At 36.8% G+C, this 24,186-nt stretch carries 21 protein-coding genes; 19 read left to right on the top strand and 2 right to left on the bottom strand.

Annotation, left to right across the window (positions count from 1 at the left end):
• Window positions 1–133 precede the first annotated feature (133 nt).
• The 4 genes from V7068_RS15815 to V7068_RS15800 all read left to right on the top strand — a co-directional run bounded on the left by V7068_RS15815 (window position 134) and on the right by V7068_RS15800 (window position 3,707).
• On the top strand, window positions 134–1,201 hold the full coding sequence (locus tag V7068_RS15815; protein ID WP_499713622.1) for an ABC transporter permease: 1,068 nt from the start codon (window positions 134–136) through the stop codon (window positions 1,199–1,201).
• A 3-nt stretch (window positions 1,202–1,204) separates the two neighbouring features.
• Window positions 1,205–1,891, top strand: a complete 687-nt coding sequence (locus V7068_RS15810; RefSeq protein ID WP_499713621.1) for an ABC transporter ATP-binding protein — start codon at window positions 1,205–1,207, stop codon at window positions 1,889–1,891.
• 325 nt (window positions 1,892–2,216) lie between these two features.
• A complete protein-coding gene (locus V7068_RS15805) occupies window positions 2,217–3,131 on the top strand; it encodes a diacylglycerol kinase (RefSeq protein WP_375350868.1) in 915 nt (304 codons plus the stop codon).
• Window positions 3,132–3,143: 12 nt separating this feature from the next.
• Complete coding sequence (locus tag V7068_RS15800) at window positions 3,144–3,707, top strand: GNAT family N-acetyltransferase (RefSeq protein ID WP_499713620.1); 564 nt, start codon at window positions 3,144–3,146, stop codon at window positions 3,705–3,707.
• A gap of 84 nt (window positions 3,708–3,791) precedes the next feature.
• Here V7068_RS15800 and V7068_RS15795 read toward each other — a convergent pair whose 3' ends face one another.
• A complete protein-coding gene (locus tag V7068_RS15795) occupies window positions 3,792–4,019 on the bottom strand; it encodes a methionine aminopeptidase (protein WP_375350865.1) in 228 nt (75 codons plus the stop codon).
• 166 nt (window positions 4,020–4,185) lie between these two features.
• Between V7068_RS15795 and rlmD the strand changes: the two genes are divergently transcribed.
• Complete coding sequence (rlmD, locus tag V7068_RS15790) at window positions 4,186–5,556, top strand: 23S rRNA (uracil(1939)-C(5))-methyltransferase RlmD (protein ID WP_499713619.1); 1,371 nt, start codon at window positions 4,186–4,188, stop codon at window positions 5,554–5,556.
• Window positions 5,557–5,589: 33 nt separating this feature from the next.
• Here rlmD and V7068_RS15785 read toward each other — a convergent pair whose 3' ends face one another.
• Window positions 5,590–5,778, bottom strand: coding sequence for a hypothetical protein (locus V7068_RS15785; protein ID WP_499713618.1), 189 nt, complete (start codon window positions 5,776–5,778; stop codon window positions 5,590–5,592).
• A 1,030-nt stretch (window positions 5,779–6,808) separates the two neighbouring features.
• Between V7068_RS15785 and V7068_RS15780 the strand changes: the two genes are divergently transcribed.
• The 14 genes from V7068_RS15780 to V7068_RS15715 all read left to right on the top strand — a co-directional run.
• The gene (locus tag V7068_RS15780; RefSeq protein ID WP_499713617.1) at window positions 6,809–9,148 is read left to right on the top strand and encodes a sensor histidine kinase; all 2,340 of its coding nucleotides are present in this window, start codon (window positions 6,809–6,811) and stop codon (window positions 9,146–9,148) included.
• Entirely contained in the window at window positions 9,132–9,749 is a 618-nt protein-coding gene (locus tag V7068_RS15775) for a response regulator transcription factor (RefSeq protein ID WP_499713616.1), read from the top strand. The genes V7068_RS15780 and V7068_RS15775 overlap by 17 nt, the downstream gene beginning before the upstream one ends.
• A gap of 125 nt (window positions 9,750–9,874) precedes the next feature.
• Window positions 9,875–10,894 (top strand): AvrD family protein, encoded by a 1,020-nt coding sequence (locus V7068_RS15770; protein WP_499713615.1) that lies wholly within the window; start codon window positions 9,875–9,877, stop codon window positions 10,892–10,894.
• Window positions 10,891–11,610 carry an ATP/GTP-binding protein gene (locus tag V7068_RS15765; RefSeq protein WP_499713614.1) on the top strand — a complete coding sequence of 240 codons (720 nt, stop codon included), beginning with the start codon at window positions 10,891–10,893 and terminating at the stop codon, window positions 11,608–11,610. Before V7068_RS15770 ends, V7068_RS15765 begins: the two co-directional genes overlap by 4 nt.
• Window positions 11,611–11,630: 20 nt before the next feature.
• On the top strand, window positions 11,631–13,916 hold the full coding sequence (locus V7068_RS15760) for an MMPL family transporter (protein ID WP_499713613.1): 2,286 nt from the start codon (window positions 11,631–11,633) through the stop codon (window positions 13,914–13,916).
• A gap of 91 nt (window positions 13,917–14,007) precedes the next feature.
• Window positions 14,008–14,913: an MBL fold metallo-hydrolase gene (locus V7068_RS15755; RefSeq protein ID WP_499713611.1), complete on the top strand. Its 906-nt coding sequence runs from the start codon at window positions 14,008–14,010 to the stop codon at window positions 14,911–14,913.
• A gap of 366 nt (window positions 14,914–15,279) precedes the next feature.
• A complete protein-coding gene (locus tag V7068_RS15750; RefSeq protein WP_499713609.1) occupies window positions 15,280–15,471 on the top strand; it encodes a hypothetical protein in 192 nt (63 codons plus the stop codon).
• Window positions 15,472–15,619: 148 nt separating this feature from the next.
• The gene (locus V7068_RS15745; protein ID WP_499713607.1) at window positions 15,620–16,993 is read left to right on the top strand and encodes an amino acid permease; all 1,374 of its coding nucleotides are present in this window, start codon (window positions 15,620–15,622) and stop codon (window positions 16,991–16,993) included.
• 362 nt (window positions 16,994–17,355) lie between these two features.
• Window positions 17,356–19,248: an OPT family oligopeptide transporter gene (locus V7068_RS15740; protein ID WP_499713605.1), complete on the top strand. Its 1,893-nt coding sequence runs from the start codon at window positions 17,356–17,358 to the stop codon at window positions 19,246–19,248.
• The gene (locus V7068_RS15735; RefSeq protein WP_499713603.1) at window positions 19,238–19,594 is read left to right on the top strand and encodes a PqqD family protein; all 357 of its coding nucleotides are present in this window, start codon (window positions 19,238–19,240) and stop codon (window positions 19,592–19,594) included. The genes V7068_RS15740 and V7068_RS15735 overlap by 11 nt, the downstream gene beginning before the upstream one ends.
• Before the next feature lie 230 nt (window positions 19,595–19,824).
• Window positions 19,825–21,213 (top strand): L-cystine transporter, encoded by a 1,389-nt coding sequence (locus V7068_RS15730; protein WP_499713602.1) that lies wholly within the window; start codon window positions 19,825–19,827, stop codon window positions 21,211–21,213.
• Between the two features lie 356 nt (window positions 21,214–21,569).
• Window positions 21,570–23,165, top strand: coding sequence for an ATP-binding protein (locus V7068_RS15725; protein WP_499713600.1), 1,596 nt, complete (start codon window positions 21,570–21,572; stop codon window positions 23,163–23,165).
• Complete coding sequence (locus V7068_RS15720) at window positions 23,158–23,844, top strand: response regulator (RefSeq protein ID WP_499713598.1); 687 nt, start codon at window positions 23,158–23,160, stop codon at window positions 23,842–23,844. The genes V7068_RS15725 and V7068_RS15720 overlap by 8 nt, the downstream gene beginning before the upstream one ends.
• A 226-nt stretch (window positions 23,845–24,070) precedes the next feature.
• Window positions 24,071–24,186: hypothetical protein (locus V7068_RS15715; protein ID WP_499713637.1), on the top strand; the 116-nt coding region annotated here is incomplete at its 3' end.

Genomic DNA, 24,186 nt, shown 5'->3' with positions numbered 1-24,186 from the left:
TTAAGTTAATGGGTTTTAGATACATCCCTCTCTAAAATTCATAAAAAATTAACACTTTGTATAAAGTTTGCGAATAGACTATATACAAACATTTTACCGCGTTGTATTATTTTTGTTAAAAGGATGTGAAGAAATGTTTTTAGCCTGGAATGAAATCAAGAAGAATAAATTAAGATTTACTTTAATTATGGGCGTGTTAATGCTTATTTCTTACTTGGTTTTCTTTTTATCTGGTTTGGCAACAGGGCTTGCTAACCTGAATAGAGAATCAGTAGACAAATGGGACGCAACGGGTATTGTTTTAACGGAAGAATCTGATAAAAGTTTGCTTCAATCATCGCTGACCCTTGATGATGTAGAGAGTATCGAAGCTGAAGAAACGGCAGTAATCAGTCAGATGAATGCGATTGCTAGTAACGGTGATACAAAGAAAAATGTAGCAATCTTTGGTATCCGTGAAGATGAATTTATTATGCCTAATGTGACGGAAGGTAAAGCTTTTTCAAAAAGTAATGAAGTGATTGCTAGTGATGCATTAAAAGAAGAAGGTTTTCAAATAGGGGATGAATTAGATTTATCTTCCACGGAGGAAACGGTCACAATTGTTGGTTTTACAGATGAAGGACGATTTAATGCAGCTCCTGTTCTCTATGGTGAATTATCGACCTTTCATAAAGTAAAATATGGCGAAGCGGCAGAGGTGAATAAAGATCAAATAAATGGGATTGTTGTACGCGCAGATGATGTATCTGCTCTTACGAAAGATGATGAATTAGAAGCGATTGAAATTGAGACGTTTATCGAAAATTTACCGGGTTATACGGAACAAAATTTAACGTTAAACTTTATGATTTACTTTTTATGTATTATTTCCGCCGTTATTGTTGCTATTTTCTTATACGTGTTAACGGTTCAAAAGATTAGTATGTTTGGTGTCATGAAAGCACAAGGGATTTCTAATGGCTATTTATCTCGATCAGTTGTGGCTCAAACTTTCATTTTGGCAGCTATTGGTGTATGTGTAGGTTTTCTATTAACTCTTATTTCGGGTGCCTTTTTGCCAAGTGCAGTGCCTGTGTCTTTTGATATAGTAACCATGATTGTATATGGCATACTATCAATTGTTGTTGCTGTATTAGGCGCTTTATTTTCCGTGCGTACCATTGTGAAAATTGATCCTTTAAAAGCGATAGGAGGGTAAAGAATGACGGCTTTAGAATTAAGTCATGTAACGAAGTCTTTTGGTACAGGGCATACAAAAGTTAATGCACTGAAGGAAACAAACTTTCAGGCTGGCAGAGGAGAGCTTATCGCTATTATCGGTCCATCCGGTTCAGGCAAAAGTACCTTTTTAACGATTGTGGGCGGGTTACTCACTCCTTCTACAGGTGATGTTATTATTAATAACCAAAAGCTTACGTCATTAAATGAGAAGAAGCGCTCAAAGATTCGACTGCAAGAGATTGGCTTTATTTTGCAAGCTTCTAATTTAATTCCTTTTCTGACGGTAGATAAACAGATGAAGTTGCTGGATAAAGTAAAAAAGGGAAACATGACAAAAACTGAATTAGAGCAGCTTTATCATGATCTAGGCATTGAAGGTCTTCGTAATAAATACCCAGCGGATTTATCTGGAGGCCAACGTCAGCGGGTAGCGATAGCGAAAGCGTTGTATAGTAACCCATCAATTATTTTGGCAGATGAACCAACAGCATCGCTTGACTCAGATCGTGCGTACGAAGTGATGGAGCTTTTAAAGAATGAAACAAAGAATAAGAATACAACAACCATTGTTGTCACTCATGATACGCGCTTAATTGGTTATTTTGATAAAGTGTATAAGATGACAGATGGGGTTCTGACATTAGAGGAAAAAGAGTCTGCTAGTTGAATCCAGCAGAATAGTAGAATAGTTAATTGATGTATAAAAGGGGATGTCCTATGGGTTAAACGCTTATGAACATCCTCTTTTTGTTTAGTTAAAATAAGAAACTCAAAGATATCTTGCTTTTTATGGTAGATATTTGGGATAATCATGTCTACTCTGTTATTAAAACTAGAGTTTTAGAATAAATTGCTATATAATTTCTTCTTGAAGTTGATTACTAGAGAATCGGTATAATGGTCCTTGTTTTTTCGAAAAAAAGCTACGTTGCTTTTTTCAAAAAGGAACGTTAACATGTAATTTGTGGAATCTATTTGAAGGATGATGGGAAATGAAAAGAGCAAGATTAATCTATAACCCGACATCAGGACGGGAAGCGATGAAGAAAAGTTTACCTGAAGTGCTAGCAAGACTTGAGGCAGCTGGATATGAAGCTTCCTGTCATATGACGACAGGCGAAGGTGACGCGACACGAGCGGCTGAAATTGCGATTGAGCGGGGTTATGATGTGGTAATTGCAGCGGGTGGTGACGGAACGATTTATGAGGTTGTCAATGGATTAGCCCGAGCGGAGAAACGTCCGAAGCTTGGTATTATTCCGACCGGCACAACGAATGACTTTGCGCGAGCCTTGCATTTACCGAAGTCGATTGAAGGTGCAGCTGATATCATTGCAGATGGACATACGATGCCAATTGATATTGGTAAAATGAATGATAAATACTTCATTAATATTGCTGGCGGAGGTCGTCTAACTGAGCTAACATATGAAGTACCAAGCAAGCTCAAAACGATGCTTGGACAACTTGCTTATTATATAAAAGGAATTGAAATGCTGCCTTCATTTAAAGCGAGTGAAGTAACGATTGAATATGACGGAAAGCTTTTTGAAGGCGAAATTATGCTATTTTTGGTAGCGAATACAAACTCAGTTGGCGGTTTTGAAAAGTTAGCACCTGATGCTTCTTTGAATGATGGCATGTTTACGCTGCTCATTTTGAAAAAAGCTAATCTGGCTGATTTTGTTCGAATCGTTACGCTGGCGATACGCGGTGAGCATGTTCATGATAAAAATGTAATTTATGTTAAGGCTAATCGAATTAAAGTAACAACAAAAGAAAAAATGATGTTGAATCTAGACGGTGAATTTGGCGGAGTGACTCCGGCAGAATTTGTTAATCAATATCGCCATTTTGAAGTGTTTATTCCTCGTAATACGTTAGCAGATGATCCAGAGAATCAATAAAGGGGATGTGCTATGTTAATTAGACAAGCTGTTCAAGCGGATGCTAAAAAGGCTGTCAGGTTATTTCGTGATGCGATTAAAGATATTGCGGAATCATTAACAGGCGAAAAAGAGGAAGAAAGAGTTTTGGCTGTACTAGCTGATTTCTTTACACAAAAAGGAAATAGACTTAGTTATGAGAATTGTACCGTATGTGAAATAGATGGTTCAGTTGCTGGGGTACTGTTAGGCTATGATGGCGGAGATGCAGAGAAATTGGATGAACCATTAGCTGCTCGTTTACGAGTGTTGAAAAACAACCCAACCTTTAAGTTAGAGAAGGAAGCAAAAGAAGGGGATTTCTATATTGACACATTATGTGTGGATTCTGCTTTCCGTGGAAAGGGAATCGGAACGAAACTCCTTCAGGTTGCGGAACAATATGCCAAAGCAAAAGGATACAAGCGTATTTCTTTAGCTGTTGAAGAAGATAATAAAAAGGCACAACAGCTATATACAAAAGTAGGCTATAAGATTGCTGATAGGATTATAATCCATCATCATCAATATCAATATCTGGTAAAAATATTGCAATAAAAAAATACGGTTTGAAACCGTATTTTTTTATTGGTTTTATTTATAGTAATCGATAGATAAATGATAGATAGTAGAATGGACTATTTACAATTGCTGTTCATTTTGTCCATTCATTGCTGCCCAATCTGCATAAGTGCCGCTACCGTTGCAGCCGGGACAGTCATGAATATCAGAAAAATGATACTCCGTCGGCACAAAGGAGCTGTAACCGCGTCCGTAACAATCTGGGCAAAACCCTTTCTCCTCCATTTTAGCGCGATGTTTTTCAATTCGATTTGCGTTCCATGCTGAAATTCCACTAAACAATCCCATTATACTCACCTCTTTTTACCTTATTTTTCTTAAGAAACGATTTTTTTATGCATCATGTACGAGAGTTTTTCTTTCTATATTATTTTTATGAAAAAAGGAACTGTTTGGTGAATAGTGCTAGATGTGATAAAATACTGCTAGTTAAAAGGAAAAGAGAAGGTAAATCATGAAGAAAACTATTCCGGTAAAGAAAAATGAGTACATAGAAGTAACATTTGAAGATTTAACCCATGATGGAGCGGGGGTAGCTAAAGTTGAAGGCTATCCGATTTTTGTTGCTAACGCTTTGCCAGGGGAGCGAGCGGTAATTAAAGTAACGAAAACAAATAATGGCTACGCGTTTGGTCGCCTAACCGAACTTCTTGAGAAAAGTCCAGAGCGCGTCGATCTATCAATGGAAGATCAGAATCGATATGGTGGATGTCAAATTCAGCATTTAAGCTATAAAGGGCAACTTGCATTCAAAGAGAAGCAAGTACGTGAAGTAATGACTAGAATCGGTAAGTTAGAAGATGTGATGGTTCACCCGATTATTGGGATGGAAGAACCTACCCACTATCGTAACAAAGCTCAAGTGCCTGTCGGTGAAAAGGATGGAAAGCTAATCGCCGGTTTCTTTAAGCCGCGCAGTCACGATATTGTGGAAACGAAAGAAAGTATTATTCAGCATCGGGTGATTAATGAGGCCGTACAAGCAGTGAAGGAAATCTTTAGCAATCTCCATATTCCTGCTTATAATGAAAAAACACATAAAGGTGTACTTCGACATATTATGGCTCGCTATGGAAAACAAACAGGTGAATTAATGGTTGTTCTTGTTACAAGAACAGACAGTATCCCATTTGTAGAAACAGTAGTGAAAGAAATAATTGCACGTCTGCCGCATGTGAAGTCTATTGTTCATAATGTAAATTCGAAGAAAACGAATGTTATTTTAGGAGAAAAAATGAATATTCTCTGGGGAAGTGAAGTGATTTATGACTTTATTGGCGATGTAAAGTTTGCAATCTCCGCTAAATCATTTTATCAAGTGAACCCAGACCAAACGAAGGTGCTGTACGAAAAAGCATTAGAATATGCAGGGCTGACAGGCGAAGAAACGGTCATTGATGCATATTGCGGAATCGGCACGATTTCACTGTTTTTAGCTCAAAAAGCGAAAAAAGTGTTCGGTGTTGAAATTGTTCCAGAAGCAATTGAAGATGCACGCCGTAATGCGCAATTGAATGAAATCACAAACGCAGAATTTGCGGTCGGCGCAGCGGAAACGGTGATTACCGATTGGTATAAAGAAGGAAATACGGCCGATGTGTTAGTCGTCGATCCACCGCGTAAAGGCTGTGACGAATCTTTATTAAACACGATTATAGACATGAAACCGAAGAAAGTCGTTTATGTTTCATGTAATCCAGGAACGCTGGCAAGAGACTTACGAATCCTTGAAGATGGTGGTTATAAAACAACGGATTTACAACCAGTAGATATGTTCCCGATGACGACGCATGTTGAAGTAGTATCGCAGATGATTTTAAAATAAGAAGCAGGCTCCCTATAAGGGGAAAACCTGCATCTATTCAAATGTTGGGGCGGCAAATCGGTATTGAATAACCGGTGTGCCGTCTTCTTTTACATCCATTTGCGTGTTAAGCTTATCAAGCTTCTGTTGGACACCCTTTTTTGATTTTTTTGACTTAGCTTCAAGTTCTTTCAAATAGTGTTCTTTATCAATTTCTTGAACAAGCTTTCGGATATCATACAATATCGTCTCTTTGAGAAAGTCCTCTTTCTGATAATGACTTTAAACCTTGCGGACTTCGCTTTATTCTCTTTTTATTGATCACTGCTATTTATCATGCTTCAGATTCGAGCTACAGCAAAATTAATTTTACCAGGCTGAATAAGTATTCGTTTAATTCGTTTCAGAGTCCCACAAATTAAATTGAAAATCCACACTAGAACACATATTCCTCTTATTGTTGCGATTGATTAAAGGTTGATAGAATCTAGTATTATCAATGCCTTTGCTTATCATATCGTTAAAAATGAAGCAGCGATACACACTCGATTGATTATCGCTTTGAGTTTTATTTCGTTATCTGGCATGTCAACACTAAACTAGACAAATTTTTTAAGGTGTTCAAGTTTGAGAGAATACTTGCAGAAATTTTGAATTTTTTGCACCAGAACCGTCCTCCTTTCTAGTTAGAATGGATGCTCTTGGCCTCAAGCGTTAATCATATTATCTTTAAGAAGTTAATATTCTCATAGGAAAAAAGGACTATTTATGTTAGAATGAGAAAAATAGAGATAATTGGAATATTTTTATTAAAATCCATTTGTGTCCATCTTATTCGATAATGATTGTAGGGTATTAATAGGTGACGATGGACATGGGCTTAGGAATTAGTTAAAACCTTATTAGCCCTAAATATTCCTGTGGGGCAAGTATGGATAAAGGTGTGAATAGAAGACAGGAAGGATTGGAATAGGAATCCCATCCATTTTCTTTGAATTTAATGTCTGAATAAAAATCAGAAATAAAGCGCGAAAAAGCCTTTCCTATCAGGGAGTGAATAAAACTGTTTTCGCATTTTAAGAGTCTGTACCTACTTTTCCCCTTCTTAAATTGTTAAGTTATTAAAAAATGTCGAAAATAAATTAAACCGGAATAATTTGTATTATTATAAAATAAATGAAAAATAAATCCGGATTGCTTCTCTAGCTAAAAAACTATTGTGCAATCTAGCCCATATCTTACGTGCATTGCTTTATATAAACAGGAGGAAGAAGTGTTTAATCTAAATAAACATAAAATAATACATATCGTTCTATTAAGTATTACTTTGTTATACCTGACGTATTTTTGCTATTTTGGAATAAAAGTGGCTCAATATCCGTTTTTAGGAATTAAATTAATTCCAAACGAATCCCATTGGATGGTTGAGAGTACCATGACAACGGGGATTGGAGAAGAGTTGGGAGTAAAACCGGGTGATGTGATTGAACTCATCGATGGAGACAAGCAGTTAAATCATTATATTTTAAAAAAATGGCTGATCTTAGAGCAGGTTTCTTCTTTTTCTGTTGAACGTTCAGGAGAGATCATTCATTTTAGGGTTCCTATAAGTGGAAAACACAATATCATTTCTTATTTCATCATGACCTTTTTTTCTTTGCATTTTTTATCTCTAGGTATCGTTACTTATTATAAAAAGCATTATGTTCACTATAGCAAGTATTTTTTATTATTTAACCTGGGAATGAGCTTTGCTCTTTTGTCAGCAGTTCCATCTGCTTTTGGTTTTTTGTCCAGCCGTATTATTTTTTGTTTAAGTCTCATCTGGTTTTCTTATTATTTAGTGAAATTTATATTGTTTTTTCCTGTGAGTATCACTGAGGCAAAAGTAGCGAGAATAACTTCAACTGTATCTTTTGTAATGGCAATTGGCTTCACAGTGTTTGTGTTCTGTCATCTTATCTTTGAACTACCATATATACTAATAGCTTTCTTAATAAAAGGAATTATGCTTCCAGTTGTTTTTTCACTTGTTGCCATGCCCTTTTTATTAGCACTAATCTCTTTGAGGAAAATTAATATCAAGGAACGTTATCAGGTCAAGCTTTTGCTTTTTTGTTCTTTGTTAGGCTATTTGCCTACGATTATTTTTTACATGGTTCCAATGATTTGGAATATTGAGGAAGTCAGCTTTGTCAGTACGACCTTTTTTTTATTTTTAATTCCGGTCATTTGTTCTTATATATTGTTAAAAAAAGGTGATTTGAATTTTTTTATGATAGTTCCCAATTTTATTATTAGAATCCTTTATTCAATAGTGGTTATTATAACTTTTTTATTATTGTATAGTTTTCAGAAAAAAACTGGAAATACAGCATTAGTTCTGTTGTTCTCCCTCTTCTTTTTTTGGGGGGCTCAGATGACATATTCTCATATTATTGGATGGAATACAGCAAGAAATTACAGACGGAAAGAAAATCAGCAGACTATTGTGGGAGTTCTTACAAAGTATAAGCAAAATAACTATACCAGGGAAATGCTAGAATTTATCATAAATGAGCTAAGTAGAATGGTTGATGCTAAAGGTTCTATCATTGTATTGCTAAATCATTTTCATACTGAATGTATCTATTCTAATGAATTAGATGATGATATTACGACTGGTATTAAAGTAAATCGTCAGAGAAAATTATCAATTCAGCCAGAACTGCAAAATCAAATCTCAGATCAAGTGCCAATTATTTGTAATAGGAAAGTAATTGGACACCTTTTAATTATTGGAATGAAAGAAAAAGGCAAGTTGGATCGAATGTTATTAGAAAAATATGTATTCCAAATTTCGAATTTTCTTTCCTATATGAAAGAATTAGAGGATATCAGAATTGAGTATATAAAACGATTAAATAAAACAGATGAACTAAGTTTCAGCAAAGAAATGAATGATGATTATTATTTTATAGAAAAATTGGAGGAGGAGAAGGAGAAAATTTCCCACTATCTCCATGATTCTATTATTCAAAGCCTTATTTTTGTATTACGTGACTTAAAGGAATTACGTGAAGATAAAAATCAGAATAATAAAAAAAGAGTAAATTATATGTTGGAGAATTTAGAAAATGCTCTATTCGATTTAAGGAACCTATGCTTTGACCTTTATCCATCTCTCGTTGAAGATATAGGCTTTAAAAAAGCCGTTGATTATTTAATTCGAGAAGTGCAGCGGAGTTCCGATTTAATTGTCACGTCCGAATATGAGACCTTTGTTGAAAATGAATTGCCACTGCCACTAAAGTTAGCTTCATTTCGAATGGTCAAAGAACTAGTGAACAATGTTCTGAAACATGCAAAAGCATCCAAACTGGCTTTGAACTTCATCATGGAAGGGGATGTATTCATTATAGAAGTCGAGGATGACGGCGAAGGAATCGAGCTGACGGACCTCCATAAGAACTTAACTAAAAACCGAAGATTTGGACTTGTTTCGATCAAAAGGAAGGTTAACTATTTACGAGGAACCTTTGATATCTATCGTAACCGTTGGAGCGGGACAACCTTTGTGATTACAATTCCTAATTCAAAAAAGGATGGGGATGTTTATGAAAGAACGAATTAAAATTATCTTGGTGGATGACCATCAGGTTGTATTAAAAGGATTATTATCATGGTTAAGGGAGGATGAGGAAATAGAAGTCGTCGGCTCTTTTAGTAATGCTTTTGAAGCTTTAGAATCCTTACCGGATTTAATGCCTCATATTGTGATCTCAGATGTAAGGATGCCGAATATGAACGGGTTGGAATTAACCAGAAAAATTGTTCATCAATATGAAGGGGAAATTAAAGTCGTTTTAGTGTCAGGGTTTTATAGTGAAGAGTATCATATGAATGCATTAGAACAAGGTGTTAGTGCCTTTATCCCGAAGGATGCTTCCTATCAAACGATTATTAATGCAATTAAACAAAGTTATTTAGGAAATACTATCATTCCAGCTCGATTACAAAGAATGCCCAAAGGGATGAGATTAACAGATAAAGAGAAAGAAGTCTTAAGACTGGTTGCAACCGGTATAAAGAATGATGAAATTTCCTCCGTTTTAAAGGTGAGTAAAAGAACCGTAGAGCATCATATTACAAATATTTTTGAAAAACTGGATGTAGACTGCAGAGTCAGTGCTGTTCTGAAGGGAATAAAACTGGGGATCATTGAAAATGTCTAATATGCAGGATTCAACATATTTTTTTGCGGGAAACCGCAAAAAAATATGTGAAACCCTCCGATGTGGTGTCGGAGGGTTTTTTTTATACTTACAATGCAAAATAAATTAAAAAGGGTTGAGTTTATATGAATCAGACAATGTACGTTAATATTGACGAAATTCTCGGAGATCATTGCAAGCGATTTTTTAGTTTTGGCTACAAACATGTTAAACATCGATTAGCCGATATTAAAGTTAACCCATCTGTTCAGAGTGCTTCAGCTGTTGCGTCTATTTTCTATCCGGCAGATTGGTCGACCAAGGATGAAGATACAGAGTTAAAACCACATCTAAGTACGTTAGACGGATTAATTATTTCCATCCATTTAAACACTCTTTTTATTGATTCTCTTTACAACTTAAATGAATTCCAAAAAAGTCATATTTGGATTCGTAAGGTTCGTATGAAATCAGGAGCTACTGCTCTATTAGACCTTGAGAATATCCGAATAACAACCAAATTAATTAAAACAGAAATAACAACAGATTCATTATGTGGCCACCTTACCACGTTTAAAACTCAAATTGGAAACATGAGCATTGAGATGGTTTTGGATCATTATATTAATGAATTTAGTTTCGATGCAAAAAGCTTCAAAGATATCGGGGCTGCCTTTGAAAAAGTCAATACAAGCTATTACGGATCTTATTATCGAGAATGTAACCGTGATCTAATGGACTTGCAGCTGGATACTGAAAATAAACAGATTTCAGCATGGATTAAAATTAATTATCCTGATCAGACGGACATATCCAATGGGATATCCTCAATCTATTATCCATTTTACACACCAATCGATACTTTTGTTTGTGCATCCCAGCAAATACAGGCTCTCTTTTATCTAATGGATAATATTGATCGGGATAAATCCAATAATTTGTGGATGAGACAAGTAGATTATGAGAGTAAACAGCCAATTTACAGACCTAGTGGTTTTAAACAAACTGTTTCATTGGTTCGAACGAAAGTTCTAGGAAAAGAGAACGGTCAGTGGAGAGTCGGAGAATTTGAATGTAAATTGGATGCCTTCCCGGATCTATTTAAATTAAACGTCAATATTGCTCATGAGCTGCCGAAAGAAGTCAAGCTGGGGGAATCATCATGAATAATAGCGATTTGAAGATAGCGATTTCAGGTACCTATTCGACTGGAAAATCAACAACGACGGAAGCTTTGGCCTTATTAACAGGGATCCCGAGAACTTATGCGAGAACCATGAGGGAGCTGCTGCCTGTTTATATTCCAGGAAAAATCCTGGAACAGTGTACCCCATTTGAGCTGTTTCAGCTTGGATTAAGAAGGTTTAATGAAAGGGCAGTAAATGAAGCGAAAGAACCTAGAGGCTATTTCACAGATGGATCTTCGATTCATGAATATGTATACGGTTTGGCCAGGCTGCAAACAGGCATGAATCCAAATGCCTCCAAGTTCAAGCAAACCGCCAGTAGAATCATCATGCTGCCGTATAAACGGGTTATGGAAGGGATTCAAGATAGTTTCGGTCAAATTGTAAAAAGTCATGCTAAAGAAAACTATGATTACTTTATCCATTTACCAGTGGAATTTCCTTTGACAGCAGATGGTCACAGGCCATTTAATGAATCCTTTCGAAATCTTTGTGATCAGCTGCTGCTGGAAACGATTGAAGAACTCGGCATCCCTTATTATGTGGTGAAAGGAAGTATTGAGGAACGACTTATGCAAATCGTCGATATCTTCCATTTTAAGACGGTCATGAGCGTTGAAGATGCGATTGAAGAAGCAAAAATAAAAGTGAAAATAGCTACAAAAGAGAAGGAAAAACCGATGCCCGTAGCTTAGTAGGAATAGGAGTTGTAGAAATGAATAATTTCGGTGAGAAATGGACTTCGTTTTTGTATAAATTTAGATGGATGATTATTTTGTTTTTCGTCGCTATTGTCTTTGTTGGCGGCTTAGTAGGCGGGAAGCTTCCTGCCCTGCTTAGCGGCGGTGGATGGGAGGTCGTTGGGGGTGAATCTCAAACGGCTAAACAACTGACATCTGAAGGATTTGTCGGAAGGGGAAATGCCAGCCTCACGCTGATCGTTCAAGATGTAGACCATAAAGTGGGTTCGGAAGAATATAGTAATAAATTAGAAGAATTAGTAGATTACATCAAAGATCAGGAAGAAATTGAGACGGTCTATTCCTGGTTAGATGCCCCTAAAGAAGTTAGGGAAAATATGCAAGGAAATGATGATTATACCTCTATGGGATTTGTTGGGTTAAATATTGACGAAGGGAAAGCCATCAATATTTTACCGAAAATCCAAGATCGAATTGTGAAGAAAGCAGAAGAAATTGGTATCATTGCTTATTTAGTGGGAGTCCCTGCATTCTGGGGAGATGTGGCGGTATTCAGCCAAGAAGGATTAGCACAGGCAGAAATGCTTGTATTACCATTAATATTTATTGTGCTGTTGGTTATCTTTAGAAGTTTAGCTTCTACCGTAACAGCCTTGCTTGTAACGATTATTTCAATCGCTTCTAGTATGGGAATTATTTATTTTACTGCACAAGAATTTGAGTTATCTGTATTTGTTAATAATGCGGTCATGATGCTGGGGCTCGGTGTTGGGATCGACTACTCCTTAATTATGATCCATCGGTTTAAGCTTGAGTTGTTGAAGCAACCGAATAAGAAAGCGGCTGTTGTTCAAACCATGAGGACTGCTGGTCATACCGTACTATTTTCCGGTATCACCATCATGGCTGCGATGTCAGCTCTGTTTATAGTTGAATTATCAGCCATTCGATCCATTGCATTTGGTGCCGTTCTGGTTGTATTTATGGCTGTATTAACCAGTGTGACATTGCTTCCTGTTGTTTTGCTATTATTAGGTGAAAGAATTAATGCATTTAAGGTACCTTTCATTCCGCAGCCAAAAGAGGAAGTGAGTTCAGGATGGTATAAGTGGGCACATGCAGTAATGAAAAGACCAGTTATATCTATGTTCCTTGTCGTAGGCGTCCTGCTTGTATTAGCACTCCCTGCTAAGGATCTGGATACCTTTACACCGGATGCACGAATTTTGCCAAGTGAATCCCCAGTAAGACAAGGGATTAATATAATTGAAGATTCATTTGGGGTAGGAGCAACCAATCCGATATCTGTCGTGATTCATGACAAAGACGGCGACATTACATCAACAGAAAACTTAGAATATATTTCTGGCTTGACGCAGGAAATTAACAAACTGGATAATCTAACCAATGTATTTTCTTTGTTTACTGTTTTCCAAAATCAAAAACCGGAAGATATCATGCAAATCCTCTCTCAGGATTTAGAGCAGTTGCCTAAAGTGAATCAGCTTGTGATCAATCGCTTTGTCAACGATGCGAAAGATACGGCTGTTATCGATGTGGATGCAAGTGTATATGCGGCAAGTGATGACAGCCTTGCAGTTGTGAATAAGATTAAAGATGAAATTGTTAAAAATTCGAATGCTCCTGAAGGCGTAGAAGTTTATGTCGGCGGACAAACTTTAGAGGGGAACGAAGCCAATACAGTCATTGAAAATAGTTTAATTCCAGTTTTAATTACGATGCTCATTATTGTCTATATCATCTTGTTTATTACGTTTAGAAGCGTGTTCCTTCCATTAAAGGCGATTCTAATGAACTTACTTTCTGTAGGCGCTACTTATGGAGTACTGGTTTTTGTTATTGCACAAGGGAATGGCGCTGAGTTACTCAATATTGAGGCTAATGGTTACATTCAAAACTTTGTACCTGTTCTATTGTTAGCTTTATTATTTGGATTAAGTACTGACTATGAAGTATTTGTCCTCAATCGAGTGAAGGAAGAGTATACACAAGGTAAAAATAACACCGAAAGCGTTGCAGTCGGCTTGAGTGCGACCGGCCCGCTTATTTCAGGCGCGGCATTGTTAATGATCTCTGTATTTGGAGGTTTTGCCTTATCTGGAATCCTGCCAATTCAAACGCTTGGATTTGGGATGGCTGTCGCGATATTCATCGATGCAACGATTGTGAGATTTATCCTGGTCCCTGCAACGATGAAGCTATTAGGAGATTTAAACTGGTGGTTTCCATTTAGGGAAAATTCCGTCAAACGGAAATCGGAAAAAGAGGAAGTTATTTAAAACTTCTAATACCAATTCAAGCTGATAATAATAGGCTGTCCCGACAGCCTATTATTTGCCTTACAATAAGGAATAGAGTGGGGGGCCAATTTTGAAAGAGAAACAGTTTTTTGCTGTGGAGAAAGTTTCATTTAAGGATCTGCTAAAATGGAGAATCAAAAGGTTCCTAAAAAAGAAGGATCTTTCATTTCGTGTCCCGCACATCGATAGAGTAAAAACAGATTTTATTGGGAATAATCGTCAGATACCGGCGGCAACGTGGATTGGACATTCTACATTTCTAATACAAATGTCTGGATTAAATATCCTAACAGATCCTGTTTGGGCTTCAAGGTTAGGTTTTGAAAAAAGATTAACAAAACCTGGAGTGCCTATTGAGTCAGTTCCTGAAATTGATATCGTTCTCATTTCACATAATCATTATGATCATCTTGATTTTCGAACACTATATAAGTTAAAAGGCAATCCGCTATTTTTGATTCCTAAAGGGTTAAAATTAACTTTTTTAAAGAAAGGTTTCAATAACACGAAGGAATTTTCTTGGTGGGATTTTATGTTTCACAAAGGATTAAAAATTTCATTTATCCCATCGCTTCATTGGTCAAGAAGAACAATGAATGATTTAAATCATTCATTGTGGGGCGGGTGGATGTTAGAAGGAGAAAAGACAAATATTTATTTTGTCGGTGATTCGGGATATCATAATAATTTTAAACTAATTGGAAGTAAATTTAAGGTGGATTGTGTCTTAATGCCAATTGGTGCCTATGAACCCGAATGGTTTATGCAAAAACAGCATCTAACACCTGAAGAAGCTGTACAGGGTTACCAAGATTTAAATGCTCATCTATTTATTCCTATGCATTACGATGCTTTTCGCCTTGCAGATGATACACCCAAAGAGGCTTTGGACAGATTACTGAAAAAGTGGAAGGACAAAGAGTTAGATCAGGAGAATTTAAAAATCCTAAAGTTAGGGGAAACGCTAGTTTTCTAGGTGAGATATGGTTCCTATTCTTACCTTTGAAATAGTCTGTTATCAATTTAATAATAGTATTCAAAGTGTATGGAAGTAAGAATGAAATCCAATCAGTTTTCTTCCGTCTAAAATATAATAAAAGGAAAATTATAATTGAACTAGAGATGCATGTTAATGAAATGGTCTGAAGTACGTCAGCATTTTCCAGAGCGTTGTGTCTTAGTAGAAGCATTAAAATCAGAAAAAAAGGTAAAGAAAGAGTCATTGAGGAAATGTCCGTAATTGATGACTTTGAGAATGACAATGTAGCATGGAAAGCATACAAAAAACTACATTCGGAAAATCAAAGGCAATCGGTCGTTCCGTCGCTTTTCGCTACGAGGCTTGGCGAAAGTCCAAACGGAGTTTGGCATCGTGGCCATGGCCCACAATCTCCTGAAAGTGGCCGGCCTACACCAGCTACTTTCAGGAAAAAACAGTGGAAAACAAAAAACAAGTAGAGAAAAACAATTCGTTTTTCTCTACTTGTTTTATTTTAGGGACTTATTAGACAGCCCCTTTTATGTGAGTTCATGAAAGCTTAACTAATATTATTTATATTACAAATAGTAAAAAAACTATTTGTGAAAATCCTTTTTTTAGTATAATAGATTAGTGCAAACGCTTTCTGTTGTGCTTGCAACATGCAGATTAGGCATTGACTAATAAAGCAAAGGAGAACGTTATGAAAAACAGTGTAGAAGAGTCACAATTACATAGAGGATTAGAACAAAGACATATTACCTTAATGTCACTGGGTGCAGCGATTGGTGTAGGTCTTTTTCTTGGATCTGCCGATGCCATTAAGCTTGCAGGTCCCAGTATTCTACTAGCTTATGCTTTAGGCGGTCTAGTCATTTATATTATTATGCGAGCGCTCGGGGAAATGGCGATTAAAAATCCGGTGGCTGGCTCATTTAGCCGCTATGCTAGAGATTACATAGGACCGCTTGCTGGATTTATTACTGGGTGGAATTATTGGTTCTTATGGATTGTTACGTGTATGGCGGAAATCACAGCTGCCGGAATCTATATGCAGTTCTGGTTCCCTGGTACACCGCAATGGGCTTGGGCCTTGGGGGCATTAATCATTATGGCATCCGTGAATTTCTTAGCAGTTAAAGCCTATGGTGAATTAGAGTTTTGGTTTGCGTTGATAAAAATCGTTACCATTATATTTATGATTATTTTAGGACTAGGAATCATTCTTTTTGGAATTGGAAATGGCGGAGTGGCCATTGGTTTTGGCAACTTATTTGAACATGGCGGTTTCTTCCCGAATGGATTTAGCGGCTTATTGATGTCCTTTCAAATGGTTATGTTCGCTTATTTGGGAGTTGAAATGCTTGGGATAACTGCGGGAGAAGTTAAAGATCCGAAAAAAGCGTTATCACGTGCAATTGATACGGTATTCTGGCGTATTTTGATTTTTTACGTTCTTTCACTGACGGTGATCATGTCGATTTATCCTTGGGACGAGATAAGTCCTAAACAAAGCCCATTTGTTATGACATTTGAACAGATTGGGATTAAAGAGGCCGCTGGAATCATTAATTTTGTTGTTTTGACTGCTGCCCTTTCTTCTTGTAATAGCGGGATCTTTAGTACAGCAAGAATGTTATTTAATCTAGCTCAGCAAAATGAAGCACCTAAAAGCTTTGGCCGCACAACTAAAAGAGGCATACCAGGAATTGCGATTATCGCATCCGCAGTTGCTTTATTGATAGGTGTTTATTTGAATTATATTGTGTCGGAAAAGGTATTCGTTTGGGTAACGAGTATTGCTACATTCGGAGCTATTTGGACATGGGCAACGATTTTGATCTCTCACCTTCGTTATAGAGGAAAGATGACAAAAGAAGAAAAGAAGCGGTTGGAGTACAAAATGCCGTGGTTCCCATTCAGTTCATATTTTGCCCTTGCCTTTTTAGCCCTTGTCGTCGTTCTGCTGGCGTTTTCTAAAAATACAATAATTGCCCTGATTGTTGGACCAATTTGGATTATCTTGCTTGTAGCATGCTATTATGGATTTAGGTTGAATAAAAAAGTATCAAAATGAAAAAAGCGTATAGAAGCTAGTGATTGTCATTAGTTTTCTATACGTTTTTTGTTGTTTTTATTTTATACATAAAGGTTGCTGGATGAGCGAAAATAGAATAACTCGTTTTATTTTAATGGGGAGCATTCTATACAGTTGAAGGAAATAATAGCAACGAGTGGCTTTTTATACAAGCAAATTAGTCAGTCTATATGGATAGGTATATGAACTATATATTTAATTATATCGATAAAATAATTTATCAATTTGAATTTTCATTATTGTACGAATAAAGTGAAAAAATCGTTGTGTTTGTAAGTTGTTAAATTACAGTGATATAATATTACGCGTGATTTTATAAGTAAATATAGGAAGTGAGTAAGTTGTCAAATAATTCGAAAGAGAGTAAATTTGTACCTTATGTACCCGCATCGAAATCTCTTCCAGAATTAACGGTTACGGCTATTGTTCTTGGGATTATTCTTGCGATTGTATTTGGTGCAGCGAATGCCTACTTAGGTTTGCTTATTGGTTTAACTGTATCTGCTTCGATTCCCGCAGCAGTTATTTCGATGGCGATTTTAAGAGGGATTTTTCGTAGAAAATCAATTTTAGAAAATAATATCGTACAAACGATGACAACTGCTGGGGAAGCAGTTGCTGCCGGTGCTGTATTTACTATTCCAGCACTATTCTTGTGGGATATGGAGATTACGCAAGGGTTTATTATTTTCATTGTATTAACCGGAGGGTTTTTAGGCGTCTTTATGATGGTGCCTCTTCGTCAGCTTTTAATTGTAAGAGAGCATGAAACATTACCTTATCCTGAAGGGACAGCGTGTGCTGAAGTATTGAAATCAGGTGAAAAGGGTGGAACGAGTGCTAAATTAATTGGGATCGGTTTAGTAATCGGCGGGGTTATTAAAGCGCTTGGCGATGGATTTAAGCTGTTTAAAACAGAAGTGGAAACAGGGATTACGAATTTTAAAAATGCGGTAGTGGGACTCGATGCCTTTCCGGCTCTTTTAGGAGTAGGCTATATTATTGGTCCTCGTGTTGCGGGACAAATGCTTGCTGGCGGATTGCTTGCTTGGATTGTTATTATACCGATGATTAGTTTCTTTGGAGGTAGTAGTGCAACCGCTATTTTCCCTTCTGATGTACCAATTGGTGAATTAGATGCATGGGGTATTTGGGATTCCTATATTCGCTATATCGGGGCCGGAGCTGTAGCAACGGGTGGATTAATTACGCTTGTTAAAACGTTACCGATTCTATTTAGTTCTTTGTTTGCTACTGCGAAAAGTTTACAAGCTAATAAAGGGAAATTGACAGCAGGTCCTCTTCGTACGGAACAAGATATGCCAGCAAAATATGTTTGGTTAGGAACAATTATTGTCATTTTAGTTATTGCTTTTAGCCCTCTAACAGATGTAGGGATTATTGGGGCAGTTGCCATTGCTATTTTTGGATTTTTATTTGTAACGGTTGCTTCTCGAGTTGTTGGGGTTGTCGGGAGTTCATCTTCTCCTGTATCTGGAATGACCATCGCTACTTTATTAATTGTTGCTGTTACGTATAAAGCAACTGGTTTTACGGGGACAAGCGGTATGATCGCTGCCATTACAGTTGCGGCTATCATCTGTACAGCACTTGCGGTAGCGGGGGATATCTCACAAGATTTAAAGACAGGTTATATTGTAGGTGGAACGCCATGGAAACAACAAATCGCTATGATAATTGGAGTTTTGGCTTCTGCTTCTGTTATTGGGTTTATTTTAATTCTCATGGATAGAGCCTACACAATGGGTTCTGCAGCACTTCCTGCACCGAAGGCAGCCCTTATGAAAATCTTGGCTGAAGGTGTTCTTGGTGGAGACTTACCATGGACGTTAATCTTTATTGGTGCAGCTATTGCGATTACATTAGAATTTTGCGGGTTAAATTCATTAGTTGTAGCAGTCGGTATCTACTTGCCAGTTCATACGAGTGCGCCGATTATGATTGGTGGATTTGTCCGTTACTTTGTTGAGCGTCGTGCGAAAACAGAAGAAGTACGTAAAGAACGTGTAGATAGAGGAACATTATTTGCTTCCGGTTTAATTGCTGGGGAATCGTTAATTGGTGTTCTGATTGCAATTTTAATTGCGTTCGGTCTTCAAATGCCGGATGCCGTTGTGATTGCAAGTGATTTATTCCCATTCTTGCTATTCCTTGTGCTCGCCGGAGTACTTTGGTATATATCGAATAAAGGGAAAAAACGAAATGTTTCATAAGCGCCAATCTGAAAAGAGGAACCTGTTAACAATGGTTCCTCTTTTAAAAGAAAGCGTTAGCCTAGAACGAGATAATGTTAAAGGGAGTTATTTAATCATTCAGCGGACAAATGCTTTGGAACGATTTTCTATTCGTTTCTTCAAACAGCCTGCTGTTCGTCGAATTAAGCTTGATCAATTCGGGGCTTTTGTTATTCAGCAAATCGAACAACGTAAAAATGTCCATGACATCTCTGAAGCGACGATTGCTCATTTTGGAGAAGCGGCTGAACCAGCCCTACCACGCCTAGCTAAATTTCTAGAAATCCTTGAAATGCAAAATTGGATTATATGGGAGTCACAGTGACTTTTGGTGTTGTGGATAAGTTGTGGATAAATTAAAGAGGATATACATTCAAACCCTTGTAAAGAGTACTTTCTGCAAGGGTATTTTTTATTTGAAGAATAGAAGAAGGGAGTATTCACAAACTAATAATGTGTTTACAGTGACAAAAAATAAATAATATAGTAATATATAAAAACCGACTTAACACATAAGTTTAAAATATATTTTAAGAATGAAGGGAAATTATTGATATGACAGGGTTTGTTTTATTAAATGTTGCTATAATGCTAATATTGATTCTTGTTCTATTTGTTATGCAAAGAAAACATATTTCGTTTACAAAAAGGGTGTTTACAGGTCTAGGAATTGGGGTTATTTACGGATTTATTCTTCAATATTTCACTGAACCTGATTCAGAAGCGATGCTTACGACCGTTGATTGGTTCAATCTTGTCGGTAGCGGTTATGTGAAGTTTTTACAAATGATTGTTATGCCGCTTGTATTTATTTCGATTTTATCGGCGTTTACAAAATTAAAACTGACTAACAATATTGGAAAGATTAGTTCGTTGATTCTTGCAATTTTAATTGGAACAACAGCGGTTGCAGCTGCTGTAGGAATTACAGCTACTTTTGCTTTTGATTTAGAAGCTGTTCAAATTGAACAAGGTGAAGCAGAAAATGTACGAGGCGTAGAGCTTGAAGAGAAATATGGTACGACTGTGGAAGGGAAAACGATGCCACAGCAAATTCTTGAACTCATTCCGGCGAATCCATTTTTGGATTTAACAGGAGCTCGTCCAACATCGACTATTTCAGTTGTGATTTTCGCTGCCTTCCTAGGCTTTGCTTACCTTGGTGTGAGAAGAAAACAACCGGAACAAGCGGAGTTATTTGCTAAAATTGTCGAGGCATTTTATTCGATTATTATGAGAGTTGTGACATTAATTTTACGATTGACGCCATACGGAATTTTAGCGATTATGACTAAAACGGTGGCAACAAGTGATCTTGATGCAATCGTTAAACTAGGTGAATTCGTTGTTGCTTCTTATGTGGCTTTACTTGTGATGTTCCTCATCCACTTGATTTTACTAGCTATCGGTGGGTTAAGCCCGGTAAAGTACTTAAAGAAAGCTTTCCCAGTCCTTGTGTTTGCTTTTACTTCTAGATCAAGTGCAGGAGCACTGCCAATGAACATTAAAACGCAGAAACAAATGGGTGTTTCAGACGGGATTGCGAACTTCTCAGGATCATTTGGCTTGTCTATTGGACAAAATGGCTGTGCGGGTATTTATCCAGCGATGCTTGCTATTATGGTTGCTCCGACTGTTGGAATCAATCCGTTCACACCATCGTTTATTGCGACCGTCATTGTAGTCGTTGCCATTAGTTCATTTGGTGTTGCAGGCGTTGGTGGAGGGGCAACTTTTGCAGCTCTTCTCGTACTATCAGCATTGAACTTACCTGTTGCTTTAGCTGGCTTATTAATTTCGGTTGAACCGCTAATTGATATGGGACGCACTGCTTTGAATGTCAGCGGAAGTATGACATCAGGTGTACTGACTAGTCGCATAACTGGTGATTTAGATAAGGAAAAATATAATTCTGAAGCGGAAGTATTAGAAGCAGATATTTAAACTGGAGAGACTGTCTCAAAATAGATCATTTTGAGCAGTCTCTTGTTTTTTACAAAAAATAAAAAAAATGGTCCTTTTTTGATATAATTTAGTCACCTTAGGCGAGATGTCTCTTAAGGAAAGGAGCCGTTCTTTTATGATTATTCAGTATAATATTGACCACTTACCTTACCAATAGATGTTGAATATATGATACCCCTAAATCAACTATCGCATATTGTCCACAATACTATTAAACAGATGGATTTCTCTGTTTTTACTCCTCATTACTCAGAAGGTAGAAGGGGGGATTTTTATTGTCAAAATTAAGCTAAATTCCAAACGAGATAAGAATAAAAAAGAGGATGCTGTTGAACATGCATAAAGTATCACTTCAAACCAAAATTCTTGGGTTAGTATTATCATTAAGCTTATTTCTGATTCTCCTATTAACGACTTTCTTTACTTACATGGAAGGAAGGCAAATAGCAGAAGATAAAGGCCGCTTAGCTTTAGAGCTATCGAAAACTATTTCTTTTATGCCGACTATCATCGAGGCCATTAAATCAAAGAATCCATCCGAGAAGATCCAACCTATTGTAGAAAAAATCCGTCATGAAACGGGTGCCGAATTTATCGTCGTAGGAAATACGGATGGAATACGTTATTCCCATCCGCTAGCATCAGAAATAGGAAAACATATGATAGGTGGAGATAATGAACGAGCTATTCAAAAAGGTGAGTATTATATTTCAGAAGCAAGAGGCTCCCTTGGACTTTCGATGCGTGGAAAATCACCAATCTTTAATCAGAATGGCGAGATAATCGGGATTGTTTCAGTCGGATTTTTAGTAGAAGATGTTCGTGAACAAATCTTTGAAGATGTGTCTAAAGAAATTGTTGTATCAGGTATAGCACTTCTTTTATCTATAATCGGCAGCTATATGCTTGCCAGAAGTATACGTAAAGATACATTAGGATTAGAACCAATGGAAATTGCTAACTTATATAAAGAAAAAAATGCTGTACTCCATTCTGTGAAAGAGGGAATCTTAGCCATTGATCGAAATGGAGTGATTACATCTATGAACCAACCAGCCAAAAAGCTGTTAGATATAAAAGGGTCTGTCCGCGATTTGAAAGTGGATGGTTTTTTTCCTTCGACTTATTTGTACGAAGTGTTGAAATCAGCAGAGCCGCAAATCGATAAAGAAATGACGTGGAAGCATAAAACGGTTATTGTCAATTGCACTCCAATTTTTGATGGTGAACATGTAAGTGGTGTAGTTGCTTCGTTTCGTGATAAAACAGAAATAGAGCAAATGGTTAATACATTATCAGAAGTTAAAGTATATTCAGAGGATTTAAGGGCGCAGACACATGAGTTTACGAATAAATTATATGTGCTATCCGGATTAATACAATTAGGGGAATATGAAGAGGCTATAGATATGATACAGAGTGAGACGTCTGAACTTCAATCCTTAAACCGAATCGTATTTGAACAGATAAAAGATACAAAGGTTCAGGCCATTTTATTAGGGAAGTTGGGTAAAGCATCGGAAAAGAAAGTCACTTTTGAAATCGATGAGCAAAGTTATTTAGAGGCATTGCCACCCCATATCACATTGTCTGAGCTTACTTTAATTCTTAGTAACATCATAGATAATGCTTTTGAAGCGGTTTATGGCAGTAAGGAACCGGCTGTAACGTTTTTTGCTACTGATATCGGAGAGGATATTATCTTTGAAATTAGTGACAATGGAAAGGGAATAGGGGTAGAAGATATCTCGCTCCTTTTTGAGAGGGGATTTACTTCGAAAACAGGTAAATTTCCAAGGGGCTATGGGCTTTCAAACGTTGACCATGCAGTAAAAGAGTTAGGTGGTATTATCGAGGTTCAAAGTGAGAAAGAAAACACCGTATTCACAGTTTATCTTCCTAAGAACAGAGAGGTGAAGAAAAATGACTAAAATAAGAGCGGCTATTGCAGAAGACGATTTTCGTGTGGCAGATATACATGAGAAGTTTCTTGATAGATTTGAAGAAATAGAAGTGGTTGGTAAAGCCTTAAATGCAGAACAGACTATTGAAATTTTGAAGCAAAAGAAACCGGATCTACTTCTTCTTGACGTATATATGCCAGACCAACTTGGTTCTGATTTACTTCCGATTATTCGGCAAAAGTACAAGCATGTCGATATTATTATGATTACGGCGGCAACCGATAAAGAAATACTTGAAAAGGCACTTCGTTATGGTGTGGAGTATTACTTGATAAAACCAGTAAAAATAGAGCATTTTCGGCAAATTATTGAAGAATATCTTAATAAATACCATCTTATGCAAACTGACCAAGAAATTAATCAGGAATTTATTGATCGTATTTTTAAAAAAGGCACGCCTCCAAACGCAGTAAATAAGGAGACTTCTTTACCAAAGGGAGTCGATGATATTACTTTATCGAAAGTAAGAATAGTACTTGAGAAAAGCTCTATTGGATTATCAGCAGAACAAGTGAGCAGACAGATTGGTGCTTCAAGAACGACAGCAAGGCGCTATTTGGAATATTTGATTTCTGTGCAGGAATGTAAAGCAGAAGTCGTATACGGTGTAGTAGGCAGACCTGAACGTAGATATTATAAGATTTGAGAATGGCTAAGTAGTCCTTTATGAAGGACTGCTGGCTGTTCTTTTTTATGAAATGAGCTCAAAAACAATAGTAAATACTTCCTTATGACTGTACTGTTAAAGTTTTCCGTGAACATAATGAACAAAATTAACGTAATAATTTTAATAAACAGTAAATTGCAAACGCTTACAAACGGAGTCTCATAGATTACAATTTATTTAATTTAGTAGATAAGGAGTGATCAAAATGCTCGCTTTATTAGGGTACTTAATGATTTTAGTATTTATGATTTTAATTATGACAGGGCGTCTTTCGGCTATGATTGCTTTAATTGTCGTACCAATTGTCTTTGCTCTTATAGG

Source organism: Bacillus sp. JJ634 (assembly GCF_036962285.1).
In the GTDB taxonomy this organism is placed as follows: domain Bacteria; phylum Bacillota; class Bacilli; order Bacillales; family DSM-1321; genus Peribacillus; species Peribacillus asahii_A.
The sequence above is the reverse complement of the archived record's forward strand: the minus strand, read 5'-3'. Positions and strand labels throughout refer to the sequence as shown.

Excerpts from the sequence above, each read along its gene's own strand:
- V7068_RS15815 (WP_499713622.1), top strand. The coding sequence starts at position 134 with ATGTTTTTAGCCTGGAATGAAATCAAGAAGAATAAATTAAGATTTACT.
- V7068_RS15810 (WP_499713621.1), top strand. The coding sequence starts at position 1,205 with ATGACGGCTTTAGAATTAAGTCATGTAACGAAGTCTTTTGGTACAGGG.
- V7068_RS15805 (WP_375350868.1), top strand. The coding sequence starts at position 2,217 with ATGAAAAGAGCAAGATTAATCTATAACCCGACATCAGGACGGGAAGCG.
- V7068_RS15800 (WP_499713620.1), top strand. The coding sequence starts at position 3,144 with ATGTTAATTAGACAAGCTGTTCAAGCGGATGCTAAAAAGGCTGTCAGG.
- V7068_RS15795 (WP_375350865.1), bottom strand. The coding sequence starts at position 4,019 with ATGGGATTGTTTAGTGGAATTTCAGCATGGAACGCAAATCGAATTGAA.
- rlmD (WP_499713619.1), top strand. The coding sequence starts at position 4,186 with ATGAAGAAAACTATTCCGGTAAAGAAAAATGAGTACATAGAAGTAACA.
- V7068_RS15775 (WP_499713616.1), top strand. The coding sequence starts at position 9,132 with ATGAAAGAACGAATTAAAATTATCTTGGTGGATGACCATCAGGTTGTA.
- V7068_RS15770 (WP_499713615.1), top strand. The coding sequence starts at position 9,875 with ATGAATCAGACAATGTACGTTAATATTGACGAAATTCTCGGAGATCAT.
- V7068_RS15765 (WP_499713614.1), top strand. The coding sequence starts at position 10,891 with ATGAATAATAGCGATTTGAAGATAGCGATTTCAGGTACCTATTCGACT.
- V7068_RS15760 (WP_499713613.1), top strand. The coding sequence starts at position 11,631 with ATGAATAATTTCGGTGAGAAATGGACTTCGTTTTTGTATAAATTTAGA.
- V7068_RS15745 (WP_499713607.1), top strand. The coding sequence starts at position 15,620 with ATGAAAAACAGTGTAGAAGAGTCACAATTACATAGAGGATTAGAACAA.
- V7068_RS15735 (WP_499713603.1), top strand. The coding sequence starts at position 19,238 with ATGTTTCATAAGCGCCAATCTGAAAAGAGGAACCTGTTAACAATGGTT.
- V7068_RS15730 (WP_499713602.1), top strand. The coding sequence starts at position 19,825 with ATGACAGGGTTTGTTTTATTAAATGTTGCTATAATGCTAATATTGATT.
- V7068_RS15725 (WP_499713600.1), top strand. The coding sequence starts at position 21,570 with ATGCATAAAGTATCACTTCAAACCAAAATTCTTGGGTTAGTATTATCA.
- V7068_RS15720 (WP_499713598.1), top strand. The coding sequence starts at position 23,158 with ATGACTAAAATAAGAGCGGCTATTGCAGAAGACGATTTTCGTGTGGCA.